Annotated in this window: 20 protein-coding genes; 2 read left to right on the top strand and 18 right to left on the bottom strand. The window is 67.6% G+C overall.

The window, feature by feature from the left end; all coding sequences use genetic code 11:
* Positions 1-80 precede the first annotated feature (80 nt).
* A complete protein-coding gene (gene rlmJ, locus AC4PRM_RS07145) occupies positions 81-902 on the top strand; it encodes a 23S rRNA (adenine(2030)-N(6))-methyltransferase RlmJ (protein ID WP_492039322.1) in 822 nt (273 codons plus the stop codon).
* Here rlmJ and AC4PRM_RS07140 read toward each other — a convergent pair.
* The gene (locus AC4PRM_RS07140; protein WP_373257896.1) at positions 899-1201 is read right to left on the bottom strand and encodes an antibiotic biosynthesis monooxygenase family protein; all 303 of its coding nucleotides are present in this window, start codon (positions 1199-1201) and stop codon (positions 899-901) included. The genes rlmJ and AC4PRM_RS07140 overlap by 4 nt on opposite strands.
* 73 nt (positions 1202-1274) lie before the next feature.
* Here AC4PRM_RS07140 and AC4PRM_RS07135 point away from each other — a divergent pair, with 73 nt between their 5' ends.
* A complete protein-coding gene (locus AC4PRM_RS07135) occupies positions 1275-2003 on the top strand; it encodes a type 1 glutamine amidotransferase (protein ID WP_492039321.1) in 729 nt (242 codons plus the stop codon).
* Here the strand turns inward: AC4PRM_RS07135 and AC4PRM_RS07130 are convergent.
* The 17 genes from AC4PRM_RS07130 to AC4PRM_RS07050 all read right to left on the bottom strand — a co-directional run bounded on the left by AC4PRM_RS07130 (position 2000) and on the right by AC4PRM_RS07050 (position 20549).
* A complete protein-coding gene (locus AC4PRM_RS07130; protein ID WP_492039320.1) occupies positions 2000-2938 on the bottom strand; it encodes a homoserine kinase in 939 nt (312 codons plus the stop codon). The genes AC4PRM_RS07135 and AC4PRM_RS07130 overlap by 4 nt on opposite strands.
* A gap of 3 nt (positions 2939-2941) precedes the next feature.
* The gene (locus tag AC4PRM_RS07125; RefSeq protein ID WP_492039319.1) at positions 2942-4699 is read right to left on the bottom strand and encodes an amino acid kinase family protein; all 1758 of its coding nucleotides are present in this window, start codon (positions 4697-4699) and stop codon (positions 2942-2944) included.
* 294 nt (positions 4700-4993) lie between these two features.
* A complete protein-coding gene (leuB, locus tag AC4PRM_RS07120; protein WP_492039318.1) occupies positions 4994-6094 on the bottom strand; it encodes a 3-isopropylmalate dehydrogenase in 1101 nt (366 codons plus the stop codon).
* A complete protein-coding gene (leuD, locus tag AC4PRM_RS07115) occupies positions 6094-6678 on the bottom strand; it encodes a 3-isopropylmalate dehydratase small subunit (protein WP_492039317.1) in 585 nt (194 codons plus the stop codon). The genes leuB and leuD overlap by 1 nt, the downstream gene beginning before the upstream one ends.
* Entirely contained in the window at positions 6671-8134 is a 1464-nt protein-coding gene (gene leuC / locus AC4PRM_RS07110; RefSeq protein ID WP_492039316.1) for a 3-isopropylmalate dehydratase large subunit, read from the bottom strand. The genes leuD and leuC overlap by 8 nt, the downstream gene beginning before the upstream one ends.
* Complete coding sequence (locus tag AC4PRM_RS07105) at positions 8121-9353, bottom strand: 2-isopropylmalate synthase (protein WP_492039315.1); 1233 nt, start codon at positions 9351-9353, stop codon at positions 8121-8123. Before AC4PRM_RS07105 ends, leuC begins: the two co-directional genes overlap by 14 nt.
* Complete coding sequence (locus AC4PRM_RS07100; protein ID WP_492039314.1) at positions 9350-9619, bottom strand: ACT domain-containing protein; 270 nt, start codon at positions 9617-9619, stop codon at positions 9350-9352. Before AC4PRM_RS07100 ends, AC4PRM_RS07105 begins: the two co-directional genes overlap by 4 nt.
* 1 nt (position 9620) lies before the next feature.
* Positions 9621-11327 carry an acetolactate synthase 2 catalytic subunit gene (ilvG, locus tag AC4PRM_RS07095; RefSeq protein WP_492039313.1) on the bottom strand — a complete coding sequence of 569 codons (1707 nt, stop codon included), beginning with the start codon at positions 11325-11327 and terminating at the stop codon, positions 9621-9623.
* Between the two features lie 4 nt (positions 11328-11331).
* Positions 11332-12339: a ketol-acid reductoisomerase gene (ilvC, locus tag AC4PRM_RS07090; RefSeq protein WP_492039538.1), complete on the bottom strand. Its 1008-nt coding sequence runs from the start codon at positions 12337-12339 to the stop codon at positions 11332-11334.
* Positions 12340-12346: 7 nt separating this feature from the next.
* Positions 12347-14095, bottom strand: a complete 1749-nt coding sequence (gene ilvD, locus AC4PRM_RS07085) for a dihydroxy-acid dehydratase (RefSeq protein WP_492039312.1) — start codon at positions 14093-14095, stop codon at positions 12347-12349.
* 99 nt (positions 14096-14194) lie between these two features.
* Positions 14195-14347, bottom strand: a complete 153-nt coding sequence (locus AC4PRM_RS07080; protein ID WP_492039311.1) for a hypothetical protein — start codon at positions 14345-14347, stop codon at positions 14195-14197.
* A gap of 127 nt (positions 14348-14474) precedes the next feature.
* Complete coding sequence (locus tag AC4PRM_RS07075; RefSeq protein ID WP_373257871.1) at positions 14475-15362, bottom strand: RDD family protein; 888 nt, start codon at positions 15360-15362, stop codon at positions 14475-14477.
* Positions 15359-16369, bottom strand: coding sequence for a stage II sporulation protein M (locus AC4PRM_RS07070; protein WP_373257870.1), 1011 nt, complete (start codon positions 16367-16369; stop codon positions 15359-15361). The genes AC4PRM_RS07075 and AC4PRM_RS07070 overlap by 4 nt, the downstream gene beginning before the upstream one ends.
* On the bottom strand, positions 16366-17676 hold the full coding sequence (locus AC4PRM_RS07065) for a DUF58 domain-containing protein (RefSeq protein ID WP_492039310.1): 1311 nt from the start codon (positions 17674-17676) through the stop codon (positions 16366-16368). Before AC4PRM_RS07065 ends, AC4PRM_RS07070 begins: the two co-directional genes overlap by 4 nt.
* Positions 17673-18629, bottom strand: coding sequence for an AAA family ATPase (locus AC4PRM_RS07060; RefSeq protein WP_487922636.1), 957 nt, complete (start codon positions 18627-18629; stop codon positions 17673-17675). Before AC4PRM_RS07060 ends, AC4PRM_RS07065 begins: the two co-directional genes overlap by 4 nt.
* Positions 18616-19881, bottom strand: a complete 1266-nt coding sequence (locus AC4PRM_RS07055) for a DUF4350 domain-containing protein (RefSeq protein WP_492039309.1) — start codon at positions 19879-19881, stop codon at positions 18616-18618. Before AC4PRM_RS07055 ends, AC4PRM_RS07060 begins: the two co-directional genes overlap by 14 nt.
* On the bottom strand, positions 19878-20549 hold the full coding sequence (locus AC4PRM_RS07050; RefSeq protein ID WP_492039308.1) for a DUF4129 domain-containing protein: 672 nt from the start codon (positions 20547-20549) through the stop codon (positions 19878-19880). The genes AC4PRM_RS07055 and AC4PRM_RS07050 overlap by 4 nt, the downstream gene beginning before the upstream one ends.
* Between the last annotated feature and the right edge of the window lie 58 nt (positions 20550-20607).

The following is a 20607-nucleotide window of genomic DNA, read 5'->3' as shown; positions in this document are numbered from 1 at the left end:
TCCGGGTGCGGACAGGCCGAACGGCGAAGACCCGGCGCGGTTCCTCTTGACCCCGGCGGCCAGCGGGGGGATGCGGGGCCATGAACTATCGCCACAGCTTTCACGCCGGGAATTTCGCGGATCTGGTCAAGCATGCCCTGGTGCTGTGGCTGCTCGAGCGGCGTCAGGCCTCGGGGCCGGTTACGGTGCTCGACACCCATGCCGGTGCCGGTCTGTATGACCTGACCGGAGACGCTGCGCGCTCGCGTGAGGCCGAAGCCGGGATTGCCCGGCTGATGGCCACCGATGGCCGTCCAGCGCTGATCGATGCCTTGGCGGCCGAAGTCGCCGCGATGAACCCGGACGGTGGTGTCACCTTCTATCCGGGCTCGCCGCTTCTGATGGCGCAGCACCTCGGGCCCCAGGACCGATATGTCGGCTTCGAGTTGAACCCGCCCGTTCTGGACCTTCTGACCCAGGCCCTCGCACCGTTCGCTGCCGCCGATGCCCGTGGCGGCGACGGCTTCGACCAGGCGGTGGCCGAGGCGAAGCGCACGCCCGGCCCGCTGGTCCTGATCGACCCGCCGTTCGAAAAGCCCGACGACTATCACCGCGCCGCCGACACGGGGGCCGCCATCGTGAAGGCCGATGCGCGGGCGACCGTGGCCATCTGGACCCCGCTGAAGGACATGGAGACCTTCGACGGCTTCCTGCGTCGGCTGGATCAGGGCGGCGCGCGGCGCGTGCTGGTCGCCGAGGCGCGGTTGCGGCCCCTGACCAACCCCATGAAGATGAACGGCTGTGCCATGGTCGTGCTGAACCCGCCCAGCGGGGCAGAGGCGGCGGCGCGCGAAATCTGTGGGTGGGTCGTCGATACCCTGGGCGAGGCGGGCGCGAAATCCGAGGTCTGGATGGCCGACTAGTCGATCACTTCGCCGGGCTCATACAGGTGCGGCTCGAAGGTCGCGATGGCCATGATCGGGTCCATGCGGATGGCGATGGAGGGGTGGCGCGACATGGCCTTCCAGTCCTCGCGCGATCGCCACAGTGAATGCACCGCCGCCACCTTGCCGTCGATCCCGCGATGCAGGGTGGCCGAGATATAGCCCTCCAGATCGCGCTGCGCCCGGACCAGCGAGGTCAGATGCTCCATCAAGACATCCAGCTTGTCCGGCTGGCAGCGATAGACATTGATCAGAACGACAGGTTCAAGCTCGGCCATGGCGGCGGCATAACCTATCGGGCTTGGCGCGTCTTGCGTGATCGCCCATATCGGTAGGCCAGCCGGAGCCGTCATGACCCGTATCGCCATTCTTGAGACCGGCCACCCGCCCGAGGCGCTGAAGAACGACTTCGACGACTATCCGGCGCGGTTTCGGGCCTTGCTGGGCGAGGGCGTGGCCACCACCCGGTTCGATGTCCAGGCGGGTGTGCTGCCGGACGATCCATCTGCCTTCACCGGCGTGATCGTTACGGGCTCGGCGGCGGGGGTCTATGACGATCTGCCCTGGATACCGCCGCTGGTCGACTGGTTGCGGGCTGCCAGATGCCGGACCCGGCTGGTCGGCATCTGCTTCGGCCACCAGATCATGGCCCACGCCTTTGGCGGGCGGGTCGAGAAGTCGGACAAGGGCTGGGGCATCGGCTTGCACCGCTATCAGGTGACCGTCACCGAGGACTGGATGCATCCGCGTGCGCCCAGTATCGCCATCCCTGTCTCGCATCAGGATCAGGTCGTGGCCCCACCTCCAGATGCCCGAGTGATCGCCACCTCCGACTTCACCCGCTATGCGGGCCTGGCCTGGGATGACGCCATCAGCTTCCAGTGCCACCCGGAGTTTCAGCCGGACTATGCCGCCGCCCTGATCGAGACCCGGCGCGGGCACCGCATTCCTGAAGCCTTGGCCGTCGAAGCCCTGGACACCCTGCGCCAGCCCAATGATCGCGCCGTCCTGACCGCCTGGATCCGGGCCTTCCTGCTGCTGACCCCGCCTCCCGTCGAGGGCGAGGGCTCCGGGATCTAGGCCGCGAGCGGCACCCGCGTCCACCAATCCAGTCGGCGTACGAAGGGGGCCGGGTCCTTGGGAGTCACGAGAGCCGACGGGTCGTGATACAGTTGATCGTGCAGCCGGGTCAGGGTGAAGCGCGTCGCGGCGACGGCTCCCAGCGCAGGCAGCGCGCGCAGCTCGGCAGGACTGAGCGGGCGCAGGCTTTCATATCCCGCCTGAAACGCCTCCAATGCAGCGGGGATGGCAACCCCTTCCGCATCGAACCCCCAGGCCGACAGGGCGATGGCCAGGTCATAGGACAGGGCGTCGTTGCAGGCGTAATAGAAGTCGATCACTCCGCTGATGGCGTCGCCTTCGAACAGGACATTGTCGGGGAAATAGTCGGCATGGATCGGCCCTTGCGGCAGGTCGCGGCCGGGATCGGCCTCGACCCAGGGGCTGCAGCGATCGAGGATGGCGCGGTCGCTTCCGCGGGCGCGGCGCGCACAGGCCTCGAACAGATCGCGGCGGGCTGAGGGCCCAACGGGGTTGGGCCTGACGCCCTCGAAGTCCAGCGCCGCCAGATGAAGCCGCGCCAGCATTGCTCCGGCGGTTGTGTGATCAGCTAGCGACGGCTGACGCTTCCACGCGCCGTCCAGCCATTGCAGGATGGCGGCGGGCCGATCATTCAAGTGTTCCACCGTCAGTCCCGCACCGTCGCGCAGCGGCTGCGCCGTCGGCAGGCCGCGCGTGGCCAGATGGTCGGTCAGTTCCAGGCAAAAGGGGAGGGACGCCACCTCCGTCCTATCTTCGAACAGGGTCAGGACAAACTGCCCCTGGTCGGTATCGACCCGGTAGTTGGTGTTCTGGATGCCCTCGGCGATCGGTGTCAGGGCGTGGAGCTGGCCTGCGCCGAAGCGTCTAATAAAGGGCTCGGCGTCGGCCTCCTCGACGGGTGTGAAGACGGCCATGGCTCAGCCGTGTCCTCTTAAGCGCAGGGCCGCGCGGTGTGCGGCCAGTTCCGAAAGGTCCGCCAGCAGACTCTCGGCCGTGGCCCAGCGGCCGGCACCGCGTCCCTTGCATCGCACGACCGATCCGTTCTGACCGATGACCTTCAAGGCGTTGCCCTCTCCTTTCAGCGTGGCGAACAGCGGGTCCACCGGACCGGCCGCCAGCCGCACTTCGGCAATCAGCTTGCCCTCTTCCAGACGACAACGACAGAGCTGACGTGCGCCCGCCGCGGCAGGCCGGTCGGCACTCAGGATATCGCGCGGGATATCGGCCTGATCCGGCATTCGCCCGAACGCCTCGAACGCCAGCAGACGTACCTTGGCGGCGGCATCCAGGCCTTCCAGGTCGGACGAGGGGTCTTCCTCGGCGAAGCCCGCCGCACGGGCTTCGCTCAGGGCGGTCTCGAACGACGCCCCGTCGCCGATCCGCTCCAACATGAAGTTGACGGTGCCGTTCAACACGGCCTCGAATGCGACAACCGGCTCCTGCGCCCGCGCGGCCCTCAGCGTCTCGACCATGGGCACGCCACCGCCGATGGAGGCCGACCACAGCAGCCTAGCACCGTTGGCCTCGGCCAGTGCCAGAAGGCCGGAAGGGTCGGCGCTGACCGCCTGTTTGTTGGCGGTGGCGACATCGACGCCGTGCTCCAGAGCGGTACGGATCAGGGCATAGCCCGCCTCGGCCTCCGACAGGGCCTCCAAAACGATATGGGGCCTGCGCGCCAGCAGGGCGGCGGCGTCGGACACCAGAAGCGCCTTAAGCGTCTCGGGCGCGGCCCCCGGCACGTCGCGCGGCTTGGACGGATCGCGGACCAGAACGCCGACGACGTCCACTCGGCTGTCGCCCAGCAGCCGGGCAAGGGCTCCGCCGCCGACGACACCGCACCCGGCTACGGCCACGCGCAGTCGCTCATGCGGCACGGGGCGGCGTGGTGGCTGGCCGTCGGCACCGATCACCGTGCGGTGGCCGTCGGCATGGTTGCGGACCTCGATCTTGAGCTGCCTCGCCTGGGCCATGTCCAGCGCATCGGGCTGAACCAGGCCGCCGCCCAGCGCCTTGGCCTCGGCCCAGCTGGCCTGGTCGTAGCGTTTCGCGTCGGGGTCGAGGTTCGGGTCGCGGTCGTACAAACCATCGACGTCCTTAAGTAGCTGAACGCTGTCCAGACCCAGTTCCGCCGCCAGGAACAGCGCCGTCAGGTCCGACCCGCCCCTGCCCAGCAAAACGACCTTGCCGTCGGGCGACAGGGCCCCGAACCCTGGCACCACCACCACCTCATGCCGTTGCAGCGCCTGATCCAGAGCCGCGCGTTTCAGCGCCACGGGGGTCGCATGCTCGTATGGGCCCTCCGCCACGATGCCGACCTCGCGCACCGTCAGCGTCACGGCATCAAGCCCGATCCGGTCGCAGGCCAGGGACACCAGTGCTGCCGACCGCTCCTCGCCCTGGGCCACATAGGCGGGCAGCAGGTGGTTGTCGTGGGCAAGCCCCAGCGCCCGCGCCTCGCCCAGCAGACGGTCGGTTTCACCCTCGAAGGCAGACACGACCGCGACCACCCGGCGGCCCTGGCGCACCTGGGCATAGATGTCAGACGCTACCGACGGCACGTCGGCGGGGTTACGCAGAACCGAACTGCCGAACTTCATGACGACGACGGGGGCGACCGCAGCGGGCGCTGCGGCGCTGTCGGGTCTGGGTTTCTCTAGAACGGCGAGGTGGGGCATGGCGGGGTCTTTCGGATGAGGCGATGAAGTGGGGGAGGGGGACATGAAAAACCCCGCCCGGGGGTCCGGGCGGGGTTGGGTTTGTGCGTTCCTGTCGTATCGGTGCGCGCTAACCTGTCCCCGCCGTGGGCGTGGTGGTCATGGTCATACCGGTCGAAATGCCGCGCACGTCTGCGCCGCCGCGAGGTGCGGTCATCGGCGAGACGGAAAGGGCGACGGTCTGGATCACAGCGATCACTCGTTGGGTTCAACAGCAGGCTGACGGACAAACGGGCCATCCGTCAAGCCTCAAGATCACGCCCAGTGCATCTGGACGCGGTGGGCGGCGGCCCAGTGGATGGCGCGGATGCCGTCGATCACGGCCTCGCCCGCCGCCCGCGTACCCAGTGTCCCGCCCAGGTCCGCGGTGACAGCCCCGGCCGAAACCACGGCAGCGACAGCGGCCTCGATCGAGCTGGCCTCGTCCTCCAGACCCAGGCTGTGGCGCAGCAGCAGGGCGGCCGACAGGATGGTACCGACGGGATTGGCCTTGTCCTGACCGGCGATATCGGGTGCCGAGCCATGGATCGGCTCGAACAGGCCCGGCCCGCTTGACCCCAACGAAGCCGACGGCAACAGGCCGATCGACCCGCCCAGGACCGAGATCTCGTCCGACAGGATGTCGCCGAACATGTTCTCGGTCAGGATGACGTCGTATTCGCGCGGCTTGCGGATCAGATGCATGGCCATGGAATCGACCAGGGCATGTTCCAGCTCGACGCGCGGGAACTCTTCGGCATGGATGCGGGTCACGACCTCGCGCCACAGCCGGCTGGTTTCCATGACATTGGCCTTGTCGACCGAGGTGACCTTGCCGCGCCTTTGCTGGGCGGTCTGGAAGGCCGCGCGGGCGACGCGTTCGATCTCTGGCACCGTATATTCGCACAGGTCCGTGGCGCGGTCGGCGGTGCGGGTCTTCTCACCGAAATAGATACCGCCCGTCAGTTCACGGAAGACGATCAGGTCCACGCCCTCGACGATCTCCTTCTTCAACGGGGAACGGTGGGCCAGCACGGGCGAGACCTGCAAGGGCCGCAGGTTGGCGAACAGACCCAGCGCCTTGCGCAGACCCAACAGGCCCTCTTCCGGCCGACGCTCGCCCCCGTCCCACTGCGGCCCACCGACGGCCCCCAGCAGGACGGCATCGGACGCCTTGCAGGCCTCGACCGTTTCAGGTGGCAGAGGATCGCCCGTCGCGTCGATGGCTGCGCCGCCGATCAGATGCTCGTGAAAGCGGAAGGTGTGACCATAAAAGTCGCCGATGACCCGCAGCACATCGGTGGCGGCAGCTGTGACTTCCGGGCCCACGCCGTCACCGGGCAGGACAACGATGTCGAAGGATTTGGTGTGGGGCATCAGACGGTTTCCGTTCGGTGTTCAAAGGCTTCGATGGCGGGCAGTTGGGATTGCAGCCAGCCCAGGGTGTCGACCCCGTCCAGCAGGCAGCGTCGCGCGAACCGTTCCACCTCGAAGGTGACAGGCTGTGCATTGCCGCGCCGGATCGTGGAAGATTCCAGATCGACGGTGATGGGCTGCTCTGCATGAGCGGCCAGATCGTCCCAGGTCGCCTGATCGACGACGATTGGCAGCAGGCCGTTCTTCAGGGCGTTGGAGGTGAAGATGTCAGCGATCTCGGTCGAGACCACGGCCCGAAAGCCGTAGTCCAGCAGGGCCCAGGGCGCATGCTCGCGCGACGAGCCACAGGCGAAGTTCCGGCCTGCCAGTAGGATGCGGTGCTCGGCGGGATCGATGCGGTTCAGCACGGCCTCAGGCTTGGGTGTGCCGTCCGCTTCGTAGCGCCAGTCATAGAAGGCCTGGGCCCCCAGACCCTCGCGGGTGGTTGTGCTGAGAAACCGTCCGGGAATGATCTGGTCGGTGTCGATGTTCGACTGCGACAGGACCACGGCCTTGGACGTCAGGGTTTTCAGAGGCTCAGGCATTTTCGGCCCCTATCGTCTCGCGCGCGGCGCTCGCCTGCTTGAGGGAGACACCCTCCGTCATGAACACCCTAGGGTCGGTCAGCACGCCCATGATGGCCGTCGCCGCCGCCGTCGCCGGACTGGCCAGGATGGTGCGGGCCCCCGGCCCCTGGCGGCCCTCGAAATTGCGGTTGGAGGTGGACACGGCCAACTGGCCTGGCGCGACCCGGTCGCCGTTCATGGCCAGGCACATCGAACAGCCCGGAATGCGCCATTCGGCCCCGGCGTCGATGAAGACCCGGTCCAGCCCTTCGGCCTCCGCATCGCGCCGCACGGCCTCCGATCCCGGCACGACCAGCACCCGCACACCCGGCTTGACCTTGCGCCCACGCAGCACCTCGGCGGCGGCCCTCAGGTCGGGCAGACGGCCGTTGGTGCAACTGCCGATGAAGACCACATCGACCGGATAGGCGGTGGTCGCTGCTCCCGCGGTGAAGCCCATATAGGCCAGCGCCTTTTCGCCCGAGGCGTCGTGCGGCATGGGGACGGCCTCGCCAATGGGCGAACCCGCATCGGGCGTCGTGCCCCAGGTCGCCATGGGCCGGATCGTGGCTCCATCGATCCGTATTTCCGCATCGAATACCGCGTCGGCATCCGACTTCAGCGTCAGCCAGTCCGCCGCCGCCCGCCCGAACGCTTCGCCCTGTGGCACATGTTTGCGCCCCTGCAACCAGGCGACGGTGGTCGCGTCCGGCGCGATCATGCCGGCCCGCGCCCCGGCCTCGATCGACATGTTGCAGACGGTCATCCGCCCCTCCATGTCCAGCGACCGGATGGCCTCGCCGGCATATTCGATGACGAAGCCGGTGCCGCCGCCAAAGCCCAGCCGCGCGATGATGGCCAGGGCCACGTCCTTGCCCGCCACGCCCGGCTGCAACCGCCCGTCGACCGTCACCCGCATGGCCTTGGCCTTGCGCTGCAACAGGCATTGGGTCGCCAGCACATGGCCGACCTCGGACGTCCCGATGCCGAACGCCAGGGTGCCGAAGGCTCCGTGCGTCGCCGTATGGCTGTCGCCACAGACGACCGTCATGCCCGGCTGGGTCAGTCCCAGTTCCGGCCCCATGACATGGACGACGCCGCGATCGGCGCTGTCCCATCCGGCCAAGGATATGCCATGCCGCGCACAGTTGGCCTCCAGCGTCTGGACCTGGGCCTTGGACGCCGGCGTATCATACGGCCGCTCGCCATCCGGCCCGGCGGGCAGAGTTGGGGTCGAATGGTCCAGGGTCGCAAACGTGCGGTCCGGGCGGCGCACCTTCAGACCCCGGCTCTCGATCTCGGCGAAGGCCTGGGGGCTGGTGACTTCGTGGATCAGATGCAGATCGACGTACAGCACCGCCGGGGTGTCCTCGGTCTCGGCCGCCACGACGTGCCGGTCCCAGACCTTGTCGAACAGGGTGCTAGGCCGCGACATGGGTACGCTCCCCAGTGGCGAACGGGCGGGTCGCCTCGATGATGGCCAGCAGTTCGCGGTCGTCGATCTCGCCGATCTGGTCCGCGCGATGCTTGAAGCCCGCAAAGGCATCCAGCAGGTGCTGCCCCTCGACCGAATGGCCCAGAGCCGCCGCCCGCTTGGCCACGGCATGGCGCCCCGAATGCTTGCCCAGTACGAAGGAGGTCCCGTCGAAGCCGACATCCTGAGGCCGCATGATCTCATAGGTGCGGGCGTCGGCCATCATGCCGTGCTGGTGGATGCCGGCCTCGTGGGCGAAGGCGTTCATGCCGACGATGGCCTTGTTGCGCGGCGTCGGCGTGTGGGTGATCTCGCTCAGCATCCGGCTGGCGCGCACCAGTTGGGTGCTGTCGGCAGCGGTGTGCAGGCCATACCGGTCCGCGCGGGTGCGGATGGCCATGATGATCTCCTCGACCGAGGCGTTGCCGGCTCGCTCGCCGATGCCGTTGATCGCCCCCTCGACCTGACGCGCGCCTGCCTCGACGGCGGACAGGGTGTTAGCGACGGCCAGGCCCAGGTCGTCGTGGCAGTGAGCCGAGAACACCACCTGCGGAAACCGTGCCCGGACCCTGGCGATCAGGGTGCGGAACAGGTCGCCGATTTCGGTCGGGGTCGCATAGCCGACCGTGTCGGGGATGTTCAGGGTCGTGGCCCCAGCTGCCGCAGCGACTTCGCAGATTTCCGCCAGGAACTCCGGCTCGGTGCGGATCGCGTCCTCGGGGCTGAACTCCACATCGTCGAAGCGGGTGCGGGCATAGCGGACCGCCCGATCGGCGGTCTCCAGAACCTGGTCCGTCGTCATCTTCAGCTTGGCGGCGCGATGGATCGGGCTGGAGCTCAGGAAGATATGGACCCGGCGCTCTTCCGTCGCGCGCAGCCCTCGCCACGCGGCGTCGATGTCGGCCTCACTGGCGCGCGCCAATGAGCAGAAGACCGGCCCTTCAGCATCACGCCCGACCTCGCCGACCACGCGCCGCACGCCTTCTTCGTCGCCGGGCGAGGCGGCGGCGAATCCCGCCTCGATGACATCGACGCGCAGATCCGCCAGAACATGCGCCATGCGCACCTTGTCGTCGGGCGACATGGAAAAGCCGGGGGCCTGTTCCCCGTCTCTCAGAGTGGTGTCGAAAACGATGACCCGGTTCGGATCGGCGGCGACGGCTTTGGCGATCCGGCTCATACGACCCTCTCTGGTACAAAGGCTGCCGAATGAGAGGGAACGGGCATGCGGGTGACGCCGAACAGTTTGTCGATCTGACGACCCAGGGTCTGGATGCAGCGCGCCGTGTCTCGGCCGCGCACGGCCATCTCGACCCGGCGACCGGCCCCGTCCTCGCTCAGCGACAGGCCGTCGATGTGAAAGCCGCGACGCTCCACCAGGCCGATCAGGCGCTGGAGTGAACCGTCGGCGCGGTCGATATGCAGGTGCAGGGTATCAGCGGTCATGTCAGGCGCCTTCCATCATTTCGGCGTTGTTCTTTCCGGGTGGGACCAGCGGCCACACATTCTCCCGGGGGTCGATGATCACATGCGCGAGGCAGGGGCCGTCGGCGGCCAGCAAGCGGGCGATCCCGGCCTGGACCTCCTCGCGCCGCCTAATTCGGAAGGCCTCGACGCCAAAGGCTTCGGCGACCTTCACGAAGTCCGGATTGTCGGACAGGTCGACCTCGGAATAGTTCTGCTCGAAGAACAGCTCCTGCCATTGGCGGACCAGGCCCAGCGAGCTGTTGTCCAGCAGCAGGACTTTCACCGGGATGCCGTAGCGGCGCAGGGTGGCCAGTTCCTGGATGTTCATCATGAAGCCGCCGTCGCCCGCGACCACGACCACGGTCGCGTCCGGATCGGCCAGCTTGGCTCCGATGCCTGCGGGCAGGCCGTAGCCCATGGCCCCCAGGCCGCCAGAGGTCAGATGCGCCTCGGGCCTGGCAAAGCGACAGTGCTGGGCGGCCCACATCTGATGCTGGCCGACGTCGCAGGCGGCGACGAAGTCGTCACCGGCGGCCTCGGAAATGGCCTTCAGCAGAGCCGGGGCGTAAACGCCGTCGCCAGGCGCGTCATAGCGGAAGGCGGTGCGCGCGGCCCGTGCCGTGCACCGCATCATCCACGGGTCGATCTTCAACGGTGTAGGGGCCAGACGGTCCGTCAGGGCGGCGATGCCGGCGGGCAGTTCACCCGCGACGGCGACCTCGGTCCGGCGCAGCTTGCCGATCTCCGAACGATCGATGTCGAAATGGACGACGCGGGCATGGGGCGCGAACTCCGCCAGCTTGCCAGTCGCGCGATCATCGAACCGTGCGCCAAAGACGATCAGCAAATCGGACTCCTGAACGGCCTCATTGGCCCCTCGCGTGCCGTGCATGCCCAGCATGCCCAGGGCTCCGGGTGCGTCGGTCGAGATGGTGCCCAGGGCGTTCAGGGTGGAGACGGACGGAATGCCCGTCGCCTCGGCAAAGGCGCGCAGTTCGTCAACGGCCCGACCGATCTTGACCCCGCCGCCGACGTAGATCAGCGGTCGCTCGGCCTGGCGGATCGCCTCGGCGGCGCGGGCGATGGCGTCGTGATCCGTCGCGGCGACCGTGTTGGGATAGGGGAAGCCGAAGTCCTGGGTCGTCGTGCCGACCTGGACGTCCTTGGGCAGGTCGACCAGAACGGGACCCGGGCGGCCCGAGGCGGCGATATGGAAGGCTTCCTCGATGGCGGCGGGCACATCGGCCGGGTCGCGGACCAGGATGGAGTGTTTCACGATCGGCAGGGTGACGCCCAGGATGTCGATCTCCTGAAACGCATCGGTGCCCATGACGCCCTGGGGCACGTTGCCGGTGATACAGACGACCGGGATGGAATCCATCATCGCATTGGCGATGCCGGTGATCAGATTGGTCGCACCGGGGCCGGAGGTCGCCAGACAGACCCCGACGCGTCCGCTGCGCCGCGCATAGGCATCGGCGGCAAAGGCGGCGGCCTGTTCGTGCCGCACCAGGATGTGGCGCAGGGAAGATCCGGTCAGGGCGTCATAGACCGGCATGATCGCTCCGCCCGGATAGCCGAACACGACCTCCACCCCCAGCCGCTCCAGGGTGGAGATCAGCAGGCGGGCACCGCTGCGCGGGGCGGCGGCGTCGGGGGCGATGGTCATGGCGGCAGCAGCGGTCATGGTCTCAGGCGGCCTCGGATTTGGGCGTGTGCAGCCAGGCCATCCGCTCGCGCAGCTTTGCCCCGGTGATCTCGATGGTTTGCTCGCCGTCCGCCTTGACCCAGGCGTCGTAGCGGGGCTTGCCAGCGTCGTTTTCGGCGATCCATTCGCGGGCGAACTGACCCGACTGAATCTCGTCCAGCACCGTTTTCATGCGGGCGCGGGTCTCGTCTGTGATGACGCGCGGACCTGACTTGACCGAGCCCCATTTGGCCGTCTCGGAGATGAACTCGTTCATCTTTGTGATGCCGCCCTCGTAGAACAGGTCCACGATCAGCTTCAGCTCGTGCATGCATTCGAAATAGGCGATCTCGGGCTGGTAACCGGCCTCGACCAGGGTGTTGAACCCGCTCATGACCAGTTCCTTCGCGCCACCGCACAGGACAGCCTGTTCCCCGAACAGGTCGGTCTCGGTCTCCTCGCGGAAGGTGGTTTCCAGCAGGCCGCCAGTGGCCCCGCCATTCCCTTTTGCGTAGCCCATGGCGCGATCACGGGCCTTGCCGGTCGCGTCCTTCTCGATGGCGAACAGGCTGGGAACGCCGCGTCCGCGCTGATACTCGCGGCGGACCAGATCGCCCGGACCCTTGGGCGCGACCAGGATGACGTCCATGTCCTCGCGCGGCGTGATCCGGCCATAGATGATCGAAAAGCCGTGGGCGAACAGGATGGCCGCGCCCTGTTTGGCGTTCGGCTCGATGACCTCGCGGTAGACCTCGGCCTGGGCCATGTCGGGCGTCAGGATGGCGATGATGTCCGCGCCCCTGACGGCCTCGGCGGGTTCGGCGGTGGCGATGCCGTCGGCGGTGGCATTCTTCCAGCCCTTGCCGCCATGACGGACGCCCGCGACCACGTCGTGGCCGCTGTCTTTCAGGTTCTGGGCATGGGCACGGCCCTGCGAGCCATAGCCGATGATGGCGATGCGCTGGCCCGCGATGGCCCCGGGGCGAATGTCGTCGTCTGTGTAGATGGTGATGGCCATGTCAGGCGTCCTCGTGAGCTTTGAAGTCGGCCCTGACCTGTCCATCTCTGGACTGAATGGGGGGCGGGGTGGGAATGGTGACGGCCCCCTGAGCGGCGGAGGCCACGCTGGCGCGGTACTTGGCGAAGACACCGCGCGCCGGGCGCAGCGGTGGGGGGGCGAAGTCCGCCCGGCGCGCCACCAGATCGGCGTCGACGTCGATCCGGCGATTGGTGACGTCGATGGCGATACGGTCGCCATCGCGGATCAGGGCGATGGGGCCACCGACAGCGGCCTCGGGCGACACATGGCCGGCCACGAAGCCATAGCTGGCCCCGGAAAAGCGTCCGTCGGTGATCAGGGCGACGTCGTGGATGCCCCGACCCTTCAGCGCCGCCGTGACCTGCAGCATCTCGCGCATGCCGGGGCCACCGCGCGGCCCCTCGTAGCGGATGACGATGACGTCGCCCTCGCCGACCGCACCGTCCTGGACCGCATGGAAGGCGTCTTCCTCCGAGTCGAAGACGCAGGCGGGGCCTTCGAACCTGTCGACCTTGTGGCCAGTCAGCTTGATGACAGCACCTTCGGGGGCGATGTCGCCATAGATGACGGCATAGCTGCCGCGCGCCATGACCGGGGCGTCGAAGGTCGTGACGACCTGCTGGCCGGGCGCTTCCTCGGCCTCGGCGGCTTCGGCGAACAGGCTGCGCCCGCTGACAGTGGGGGTGTTCACGATCTTGCCGGCAGTGGCCATGCGCTGCGTGACCAGGCGCGTGCCGCCCGCCGCAAACAGGTGCGAGGCCAGGAAGCGCCCGCCCGGCTTCAGGTCGCAGATGACCGGGGCCTCGACGCAGGCCTGATGGCAATCCTCGATGCCGAAATCGATCCCCGCCTCGGCGGCGATGGCCGTCAGGTGCATGACCGCATTGGTCGATCCGCCCGAGGCCGAGACCGCGACGGCGGCATTCTTCAGGCTGGCGCGGGTGATGTATTTGCGCGCCGTGTCTCCGGCAAAGACCCGCTCGACGATCAGGCGACCGCAACGCATCCCCTCGGCAGCCTTGGCCGGATCGACGGCGGGCACGTCATTGGCCCCCATGGGCGACAGACCCATGACCGACAGGGCCATGGCCATGGTGTTGGCGGTGAACTGACCCCCGCAAGCCCCCGCGCCGGGACAGGCGGCGGTCTCGACCGTCTTCAGCTGATCGTCGTCGATCGTGCCCGCGCCATGGGCTCCGATGGCCTCGAACACCTGCTGGATCGAGATGTCGGTGCCGCCCATCCGGCCCGGCATGATGGTGCCGCCGTAATAGACCAGACCGGGAATATCCATCCGCGCCAGGGCCATGGCCGCGGCCGGAATGGTCTTGTCGCAGCCGACGATGCAGATCACGCCATCCAGCTGATGGCCTTCGACGGCCAGTTCGATGCTGTCGGCGACGACTTCTCTGGAGATCAGCGAGGCCTTCATCCCCTCGGTGCCCATGGAGATGCCGTCGGTCACGACGATGGTGTTGAAGTCGACTGGATAACCACCCGCCGCGATGATGCCCGCGCGGACATCCTTCGCCAGCCGGTCCAGGTGCATGTTGCAGGGCGTGACCGACGACCAGGTGTTGACGATGGCGATCATCGGCTTGTCAAAGTCGGCATCCTGCATCCCAGCCGCACGCAGATAGCTGCGGGCGGCAGCGCGGCTGGGGCCAGCCGTGACCGCACGACTTCTCGCGTTCGGGGGTCGTCTGTCTGAGGTAAAATCTTGCGTCATGGGCGGGGTCGGTTCCGAAGGTGTCCGGACCGCGCGCAACAAAAAACCCGCTTCCTTTCGGGAGCGGGTGGCTGCGGGCGATCCTGAGTTTGACTTAAGTCAGGTTGCGTGCATCCACACCGCTCCGAGGAGCAGGACGGGCGATACAATGAGAATAAGGGTGTTCAGGGCCATCTGAGCCTCATGCGCATGCGACAGCGCGACCGCCTTGGCGGCGCTCCTGCGGTCAGCGATGCGAATGGTGTGAGGCACGTGTGAAATCCTGTTCTGTCGCATAGTAATCACCACTCGCTGCGCCGCACAATCCACAAAAGCAATAATCGTGCAGAAAGTCCACTGACGACGCTTCGCCGGGCAAATTCTGACCAAGCCGACTATTTCAGACAGAGCGGTCGAATTTGTCCTTCCGACGGCGACCCATCAGCAGCCCCTGCTCCATTCGGCCGCGCACCGCGTGGTAGTAGGCCCGCAGGAATTCGATGTCGGTGGCGTCGCGTCGGTCATAGACGATCTTGCGCGCGATCCGGTCGGCAACGGCCCGAACGGTGGTGCGATCGCCGGTGCGCAGCACCTCTTCCAGAACGTGCAACTCCTTGACGCCATAGGCATCCAGCTGGGCCGGCGTGAAGCTGTGGTCCGCCTGATGCCGGGCCCCCGCATCAGCCATGTCGCGCATCAGCTTCTGGCGCGGTGCGCGCAGCACCCAGGTCCCGGCCACCATGTCCCCGGCCCGCAGCTTGTCGGCGTTGAAGAAGGGCAGCAGCACGAAGATCAGGCACCAGATCGTGGCCAGCAGATAGATCCACCCGCCCATGTCGCTCTGCAGCGCCATGATCGGTCCGGCAATCATCAGGCTGAGCGGCAGGAACAGTTCGAGTTCCCGCAGTGCATTACGGGTGAAGATCGCCTCGAATGTCAGCCGACCGCCGTTTCGCGCTGCCACTCGCAGACCCATGACACGCTTGCCCGGCGTCGCCGCCCGGGCCGACATCTCGAAGCCCAGGAAATAGGCATTGCGCAGCAGGAACATGCCCAGCAGCCAGACGATGCCGATGATCTCGGCCGAGCCGCCGCGCGTTCTGGAAAACACGATGGCCAGGGCGATGGTGACGGCGACGACGGTGCCGACGATGATCAGCAGGTCAAGCGCCAGCGCCCCGAACCGCTGGCCCACCGTGGCCAGTTCCAGGTTCAGCGGCACCCCCTCGGGCGTGACCAGGACGCGCATCCGCTTGCGTTCGGCCGGGGTCGGCGCGGCCATCGTCATCGGCCGATCCTCGCCAGCACGCGGTCAGGGCGGGGCGCGTAGAAGTACAGACCCCACAGGATCGCGCTGCCGCCCGCGATGGCATAGCGCACGGTGTCGCTGGTGATCAGCTGGCGCCCGAACCCCTCCAGCACGCCTGCCAACATCAACATGATGACCACCCCCATCATGACTGCGCCCGCCGCCTTGCCGGCACCGGACATGGCTTCCAGCCGGCTCTGACGCCCGGGGAAGGCGACAGCCCAGCCGATCCTTAGACCCGCCGCTCCGGCCAGGACGATGGCGAACAGTTCGGTCACCCCGTGGATCAGCAGCCAGCCTCCGAACTCATAGCCCAGCCCCTTGGACACGAAGACATGGACCATCGCCCCCAGCATGGCTCCGTTACTGAGCAGGACCACGATGGTCGGCACCCCGAAGGCAAAGCCGAGCGCAAAGGCCAGCAGGGCGACCTCGGCATTGTGGGTGAACAGATAGGTGGCGAAGAACGACAGACCGTCGGCATCCGCGCCGTCATAAAGCGTCGCTCGCAATGCGGCCTGCGTCGCCGTTGGATCGCGTCCCTGGGCCAGGCCCGGATCGACGAAGGTGAAGAACCAGTCGCTGTCGGCCCCGACCAGCACATAGGCGACCACCGCTCCCAGCGCCGTCACGAACAGGGCGACCAGCGTCTCGCGCCAGATCGACTGAACCCCCCGGGGCCAGTCGCGCGAGAAGAAGGCGTTGAGCTGCTCCAGCGGCGTAGACCGCGCCCCGTAGACGAAGAAGTAGGCTCGCGCCGACAGGTTCTCGAGGTAGCCGATCAACCCTTGGTCCAGCGAGGTCTCGCGCGCCACCGACAGGGCCGACAGGGTGGAGCGGTACAGCACCGGCATGGCCAGGATTTCGGCATTGCTCAGGGCACCGGCCGAGCGTTTCTCGGCCTTGGTGACGAGCGCTTCGAGCTGGCGCCAGTCGCGCTCGCGTTCGGTGCGGAACCGCTGGCTCTTGAGTTGAAGCTCGCTCACAGCAGGTCCCGCCGTTTGAGGTCCAGATAGGCGTTCAGGATGGCGGGGCCGACATGCTGGGCCTCGGCCTCGACGATATGGGCCCCCAGACGACGCAGCCGGGCCAGGACCAGATCGCGCTCGCGCAACAGGCTGGCGGCGACCACGGCACGAGACACGTCCTCCGGCGTTTCCGGGACGGTCGAGACCAGGGTCTCCAGCTCCTCGTCACGCATCACGACGAACAGGACCAGATGCCGTTTGATCAGGCGCGACACCGTCTCGATCATCAGTTCGGCCGCGGTGATGTCGGCGAATTCGGTGAAGACCACGACCATCGACCGACGCTTCAGACTGGCCGACAGGGTGGTCAGACCCAGGGCATAGTTGGTCTCCGTGGTCCCATAGTCGATGGTCGCGGCCTGGCGTACCAGCAGGGGGAAGGAGGCGACGCTGGCGACCGCGCCGGTGGTCAGCTTCGGTCGCTCGGCAAAGGCGAACAGTCCCGCCCGGTCGCCTTCGCGCAGGCAGGCATAGGCCAAGATCAGGGCTCCATGGATGGCCCGGTCGATGCGCGGGGCCCCGCCGACCGGCTCGCTCATCACCCGACCGCAGTCCAGGGCCATGATGATCTGGTGGTTGCGCTCGACCCGGAACTCCTTGGCCAGCAGGTGGTGGTGCCGGGCTGACTGTTTCCAGTCGATGGTGCGCCGGTCCATGCCAGAGTGGAAGTCGCGCAGGGCGTGGAACTCGGCCCCTTCGCCGATGTCGATCTGGGCCTTGGCCCCATGCAGGGCGTCGCGCGAGACAAAGCGCACGGCCTCGTCCTCGATTCGGCGGACATCGGCCCCGATGGGAATGGCCTCGGTCAGCGGTCGCCGGGTCTGACGCCAGATCAGGCCCAGCGGTCCCTGCCAGCGCAGGGTCGCCTGGGTTAAGACGGCCAGCCCTCGACGCACGGGCGTCATGTCGAACAGGACGGCATCGCGCCGGGCCGGGTCGGTCCGTCCGATGGCGCTGTCCAGGCCCGTGCGCGCCTCCGCATCGAGAGCGATCTCGAGACGTCGCCGCGTGCCGCCGCGGCTGAAATCGGCTTGCAGCAGGGCGGTCGCGGGGGCCGCGACGGCCAGATAGCCGGGCGGATCGAAGGTGATGCCGATACTGCGCGGGGCCGCCGCGCACAGCGCGTCGATCAACATCAGCACCCCCAGACCCATCAGCCAGGCGGGTGCCGCCAGCCACAGGCCCGGCTGCACCAGGCCAAGCAGCAGCGCGATGGGCGCTCCCGCCAGGGCCGCCAGGATGCTGAGCCGGGTCGGATAGATCATCGCGGAGCGGGAACCTGATCGATCAGGCTGGCGATCACCTGATCGACGCGGCGACCCTCGATCTCGGCGGCGGCCGACAGGACCACCTTGTGCCTCAGCGCGGGCAGGGCCAGGCCCTTGACGTCGTCGGGGATGACATAGTCGCGTCCATCCAGCACCGCCCGCGCCCGCGACGCCACCGCCAGCATGGACCCTGCCCGCGGCGAGGCCCCCGTCTGCAGGTCGGCATTCTCGCGCGTCGACCGGATCAGGTCGACGACATAGGCCGCAATCTCGTCGCTGAGCCGCACGCGCGACACGGTCTGGACAGCGGCGGCGACGGTGGCCTGATCGGCGATGGGGGTAACGCCCAGACCTTCCGGATCGGGCATACCGGCCTGTGATCCGTGCGCCTTGACGACCTTCAGCTCGTCCTCGCGCGACAGATAATCCAGCGTCTGTTTGAACAGGAACCGGTCCAGCTGCGCCTCGGGCAGGGGGTAGACGCCCTGCTGTTCGATCGGGTTCTGGGTGGCGATGACGGTGAAGCGGTCGCTCAGCGCATGGGTCTCGCCGTCGATGGTGACCGATCGCTCCTGCATGGCTTCCAGAAGCGCCGCCTGGGTCTTGGGCGGGGTCCGGTTGATCTCGTCGGCCAGCAGCAGGTCGCAGAAGACCGGCCCGCGCGTCAGGCTGAAGGTCGAGGTCTGGAAGTTGAACAGATTGGACCCCAGGATGTCGCCCGGCATCAGGTCCGGCGTGAACTGGATGCGCCCGAACTCCAGCGACAGGGTGCGCGCAAAGCTCTGGGCCAGCAGGGTCTTGGCCGTGCCGGGCGGCCCTTCCAGCAGGATATGCCCCCCACTGAACAGGGCGGTCAGCATCAGGTCGACGGTGTCGGTCTGGCCGATCACGGCCTTGGCGACCTCGTTGCGGATTCGGGCGGCGATCGCCCCGACTTCAACCACGTCCACGGGTCATCTCCGATTTCCAGTTCAACAGTTTGCGCACGACGACCATCAGGTCACCGGCGTTGCGAGCCTGATCCGCCTCGGTGGACAGGGTCTCGAAATCCGTCTGCATGCCCTGGCGCGTTGCCAGTCGATCCAGCAACTGGGTCAGGCCGTCGCGCGACAGAGTGGGCGGTGCGGCCACGGCCTTGGCCGCCTGCTGACGCACAAGGTCGGCATAGGGCCGTGCCATGCTGCGTTCGCGCCGGGCCAGCCGGACCAAGGCGGCGGTATTGTCGGCCAGGGCCTTCTTGCCCAGGGCCACGGCGCGGTCGCCCTTGCGATGGGGCGCAAACCGGTTCGCCGCCTGCCAGAAAACCAGTCCCGCCGCGAACAGAAGACACAGGGTGAACCCCAGCAGCGGCGGCTCCAGTAACAGGCGCAGAATGCTGCGCGGTCGCCCGAAGCCATGCAGGGTCAGGTCGAAGACCACCGCCTGATCGGGAATGGCAACCGCATCGATCAGGCCCAGGGCCGTCTGTGCCTTGGCCGGCCTGTCCATGCCCAGGGTGTTCAGCAGGTCGGGATCGGACACGACCATGACCCCGGTGTCGTCATGCATCAGCACAACCGCGCCGCCGCCTCGCACGGTCACCAGCGGCGACCAGCCGGGGCCGGACAGGGTGCGCAGGCCTTGGATCGCCACGGGCGGACCGATCGGCTCGTCATCAAGACCCAACAACACCGCCGGCTGGCCGGAGGAGCGCGACGACATCGCCAGATCGGGCCGCAGGTCGTCGGGCAGCACCGACAGCGCCTCGCCGGCTGTCAGCTGACCCATCTGTTCGACCCAGCCCTTCCTGAACGGTTGTCCGACCGTCTGCCATTTCGGCAGGACCAGCAGCGTCGCCTGCGAGGACCAGCGCAGCTCGTCCAGCGCATCGGTTTCTTGGCCGACGGCGGGGGTCAGGACCAGCAGGTTCTCATCGTTGACGGCCCCCAGGGCCCCGCGGCTCAGCAGCACGGGACGTCCCGTCTCGCGCATCAGCCGGACGACCCCGGCATAACCCACGGCCGACTTCGACAGCGCATGTTCGCGCCCGTCGTTGCCGCTGCTCAATTCGGGCGAGAAGGCGTCCAGTGCAGCCATGGCCGACAGGGCGAAGACCGCCGCCAGGATCAGGGCGATGATGACGACGGGCCGGAACGGGCTGTGGCTGGCACCCGCGTCGTTGACAGCGGTGGCCTGACCGGGGCTGGCGAGTGCTTCGGTCATCGGGCCCAGGTCTCCGGAAAGGCGAAGGCCTCATAGGCGGCGCGGCAGTCGTCCCAGGTCGCACGATCGACCGTCCCGCCGCCGAACAGACTGGTTTCCACCGCGCGGGAGATGCGCATGAAGGTGGGTCGCGCCGCATCCGGCAAGCGCTCCAGCCGGGCGATGTCACGCGACGTCAGGGCCGGGCGCACCGCATTGGGCAGACGCCCCTCGATGTCATTGATGCTGCGCAAAAGCAGCAGGTGCACGGCCTCGGCAAACTGACCTTGTGCGGCCAAAGCATCCGCATCGGACAGCAGGGCCAGGGCCGCTGCCGCTGCGGGTCGCCACGGCTCGGGCGCGGGCTTGGCCGTCTTGCCGCGCTTCTCGGGTGCGCGGATACGCATCAGCTCGCGGATGATGAACCAGCCGATCCCGGCCACGACAAGGCCGATCAGGATCCAGAAGAGGATCTGGAACAGCGGGCCCAGGGCATCCAGAAACTCGAACAGTCCGCGCAGCCAGCCGGGCGGCGGCTCGGGCGGGGGCGGTATGTCGCGCGGTTCCATGCTGAACTGCAGCGACCGGTCGTTGGCCACAGCCTGATGCGCGGCGTCGAACCCCTGGCCGGTGGCGGCGGGGCCCGGGTCAGCTTTGACAGCTGGCTGTATGCCCGCAACACGCCCCATGCCCGTTCACGTTGCCAAGCGAAAACGACCCTGTCGAGAGGCTGTGTGCAATCAACTG

The sequence above is a fragment of the Brevundimonas sp. DW-iso22 genome (assembly GCF_058725425.1).
The sequence above is the reverse complement of the archived record's forward strand: the minus strand, read 5'-3'. Positions and strand labels throughout refer to the sequence as shown.

Excerpts from the sequence above, each read along its gene's own strand:
- rlmJ (WP_492039322.1), top strand. The coding sequence starts at position 81 with ATGAACTATCGCCACAGCTTTCACGCCGGGAATTTCGCGGATCTGGTC.
- AC4PRM_RS07140 (WP_373257896.1), bottom strand. The coding sequence starts at position 1,201 with ATGGCCGAGCTTGAACCTGTCGTTCTGATCAATGTCTATCGCTGCCAG.
- AC4PRM_RS07135 (WP_492039321.1), top strand. The coding sequence starts at position 1,275 with ATGACCCGTATCGCCATTCTTGAGACCGGCCACCCGCCCGAGGCGCTG.
- AC4PRM_RS07130 (WP_492039320.1), bottom strand. The coding sequence starts at position 2,938 with ATGGCCGTCTTCACACCCGTCGAGGAGGCCGACGCCGAGCCCTTTATT.
- AC4PRM_RS07125 (WP_492039319.1), bottom strand. The coding sequence starts at position 4,699 with ATGCCCCACCTCGCCGTTCTAGAGAAACCCAGACCCGACAGCGCCGCA.
- leuB (WP_492039318.1), bottom strand. The coding sequence starts at position 6,094 with ATGCCCCACACCAAATCCTTCGACATCGTTGTCCTGCCCGGTGACGGC.
- leuD (WP_492039317.1), bottom strand. The coding sequence starts at position 6,678 with ATGCCTGAGCCTCTGAAAACCCTGACGTCCAAGGCCGTGGTCCTGTCG.
- leuC (WP_492039316.1), bottom strand. The coding sequence starts at position 8,134 with ATGTCGCGGCCTAGCACCCTGTTCGACAAGGTCTGGGACCGGCACGTC.
- AC4PRM_RS07105 (WP_492039315.1), bottom strand. The coding sequence starts at position 9,353 with ATGAGCCGGATCGCCAAAGCCGTCGCCGCCGATCCGAACCGGGTCATC.
- AC4PRM_RS07100 (WP_492039314.1), bottom strand. The coding sequence starts at position 9,619 with ATGACCGCTGATACCCTGCACCTGCATATCGACCGCGCCGACGGTTCA.
- ilvG (WP_492039313.1), bottom strand. The coding sequence starts at position 11,327 with ATGACCGCTGCTGCCGCCATGACCATCGCCCCCGACGCCGCCGCCCCG.
- ilvD (WP_492039312.1), bottom strand. The coding sequence starts at position 14,095 with ATGACGCAAGATTTTACCTCAGACAGACGACCCCCGAACGCGAGAAGT.
- AC4PRM_RS07075 (WP_373257871.1), bottom strand. The coding sequence starts at position 15,362 with ATGACGATGGCCGCGCCGACCCCGGCCGAACGCAAGCGGATGCGCGTC.
- AC4PRM_RS07065 (WP_492039310.1), bottom strand. The coding sequence starts at position 17,676 with ATGATCTATCCGACCCGGCTCAGCATCCTGGCGGCCCTGGCGGGAGCG.
- AC4PRM_RS07055 (WP_492039309.1), bottom strand. The coding sequence starts at position 19,881 with ATGACCGAAGCACTCGCCAGCCCCGGTCAGGCCACCGCTGTCAACGAC.
- AC4PRM_RS07050 (WP_492039308.1), bottom strand. The coding sequence starts at position 20,549 with ATGGGGCGTGTTGCGGGCATACAGCCAGCTGTCAAAGCTGACCCGGGC.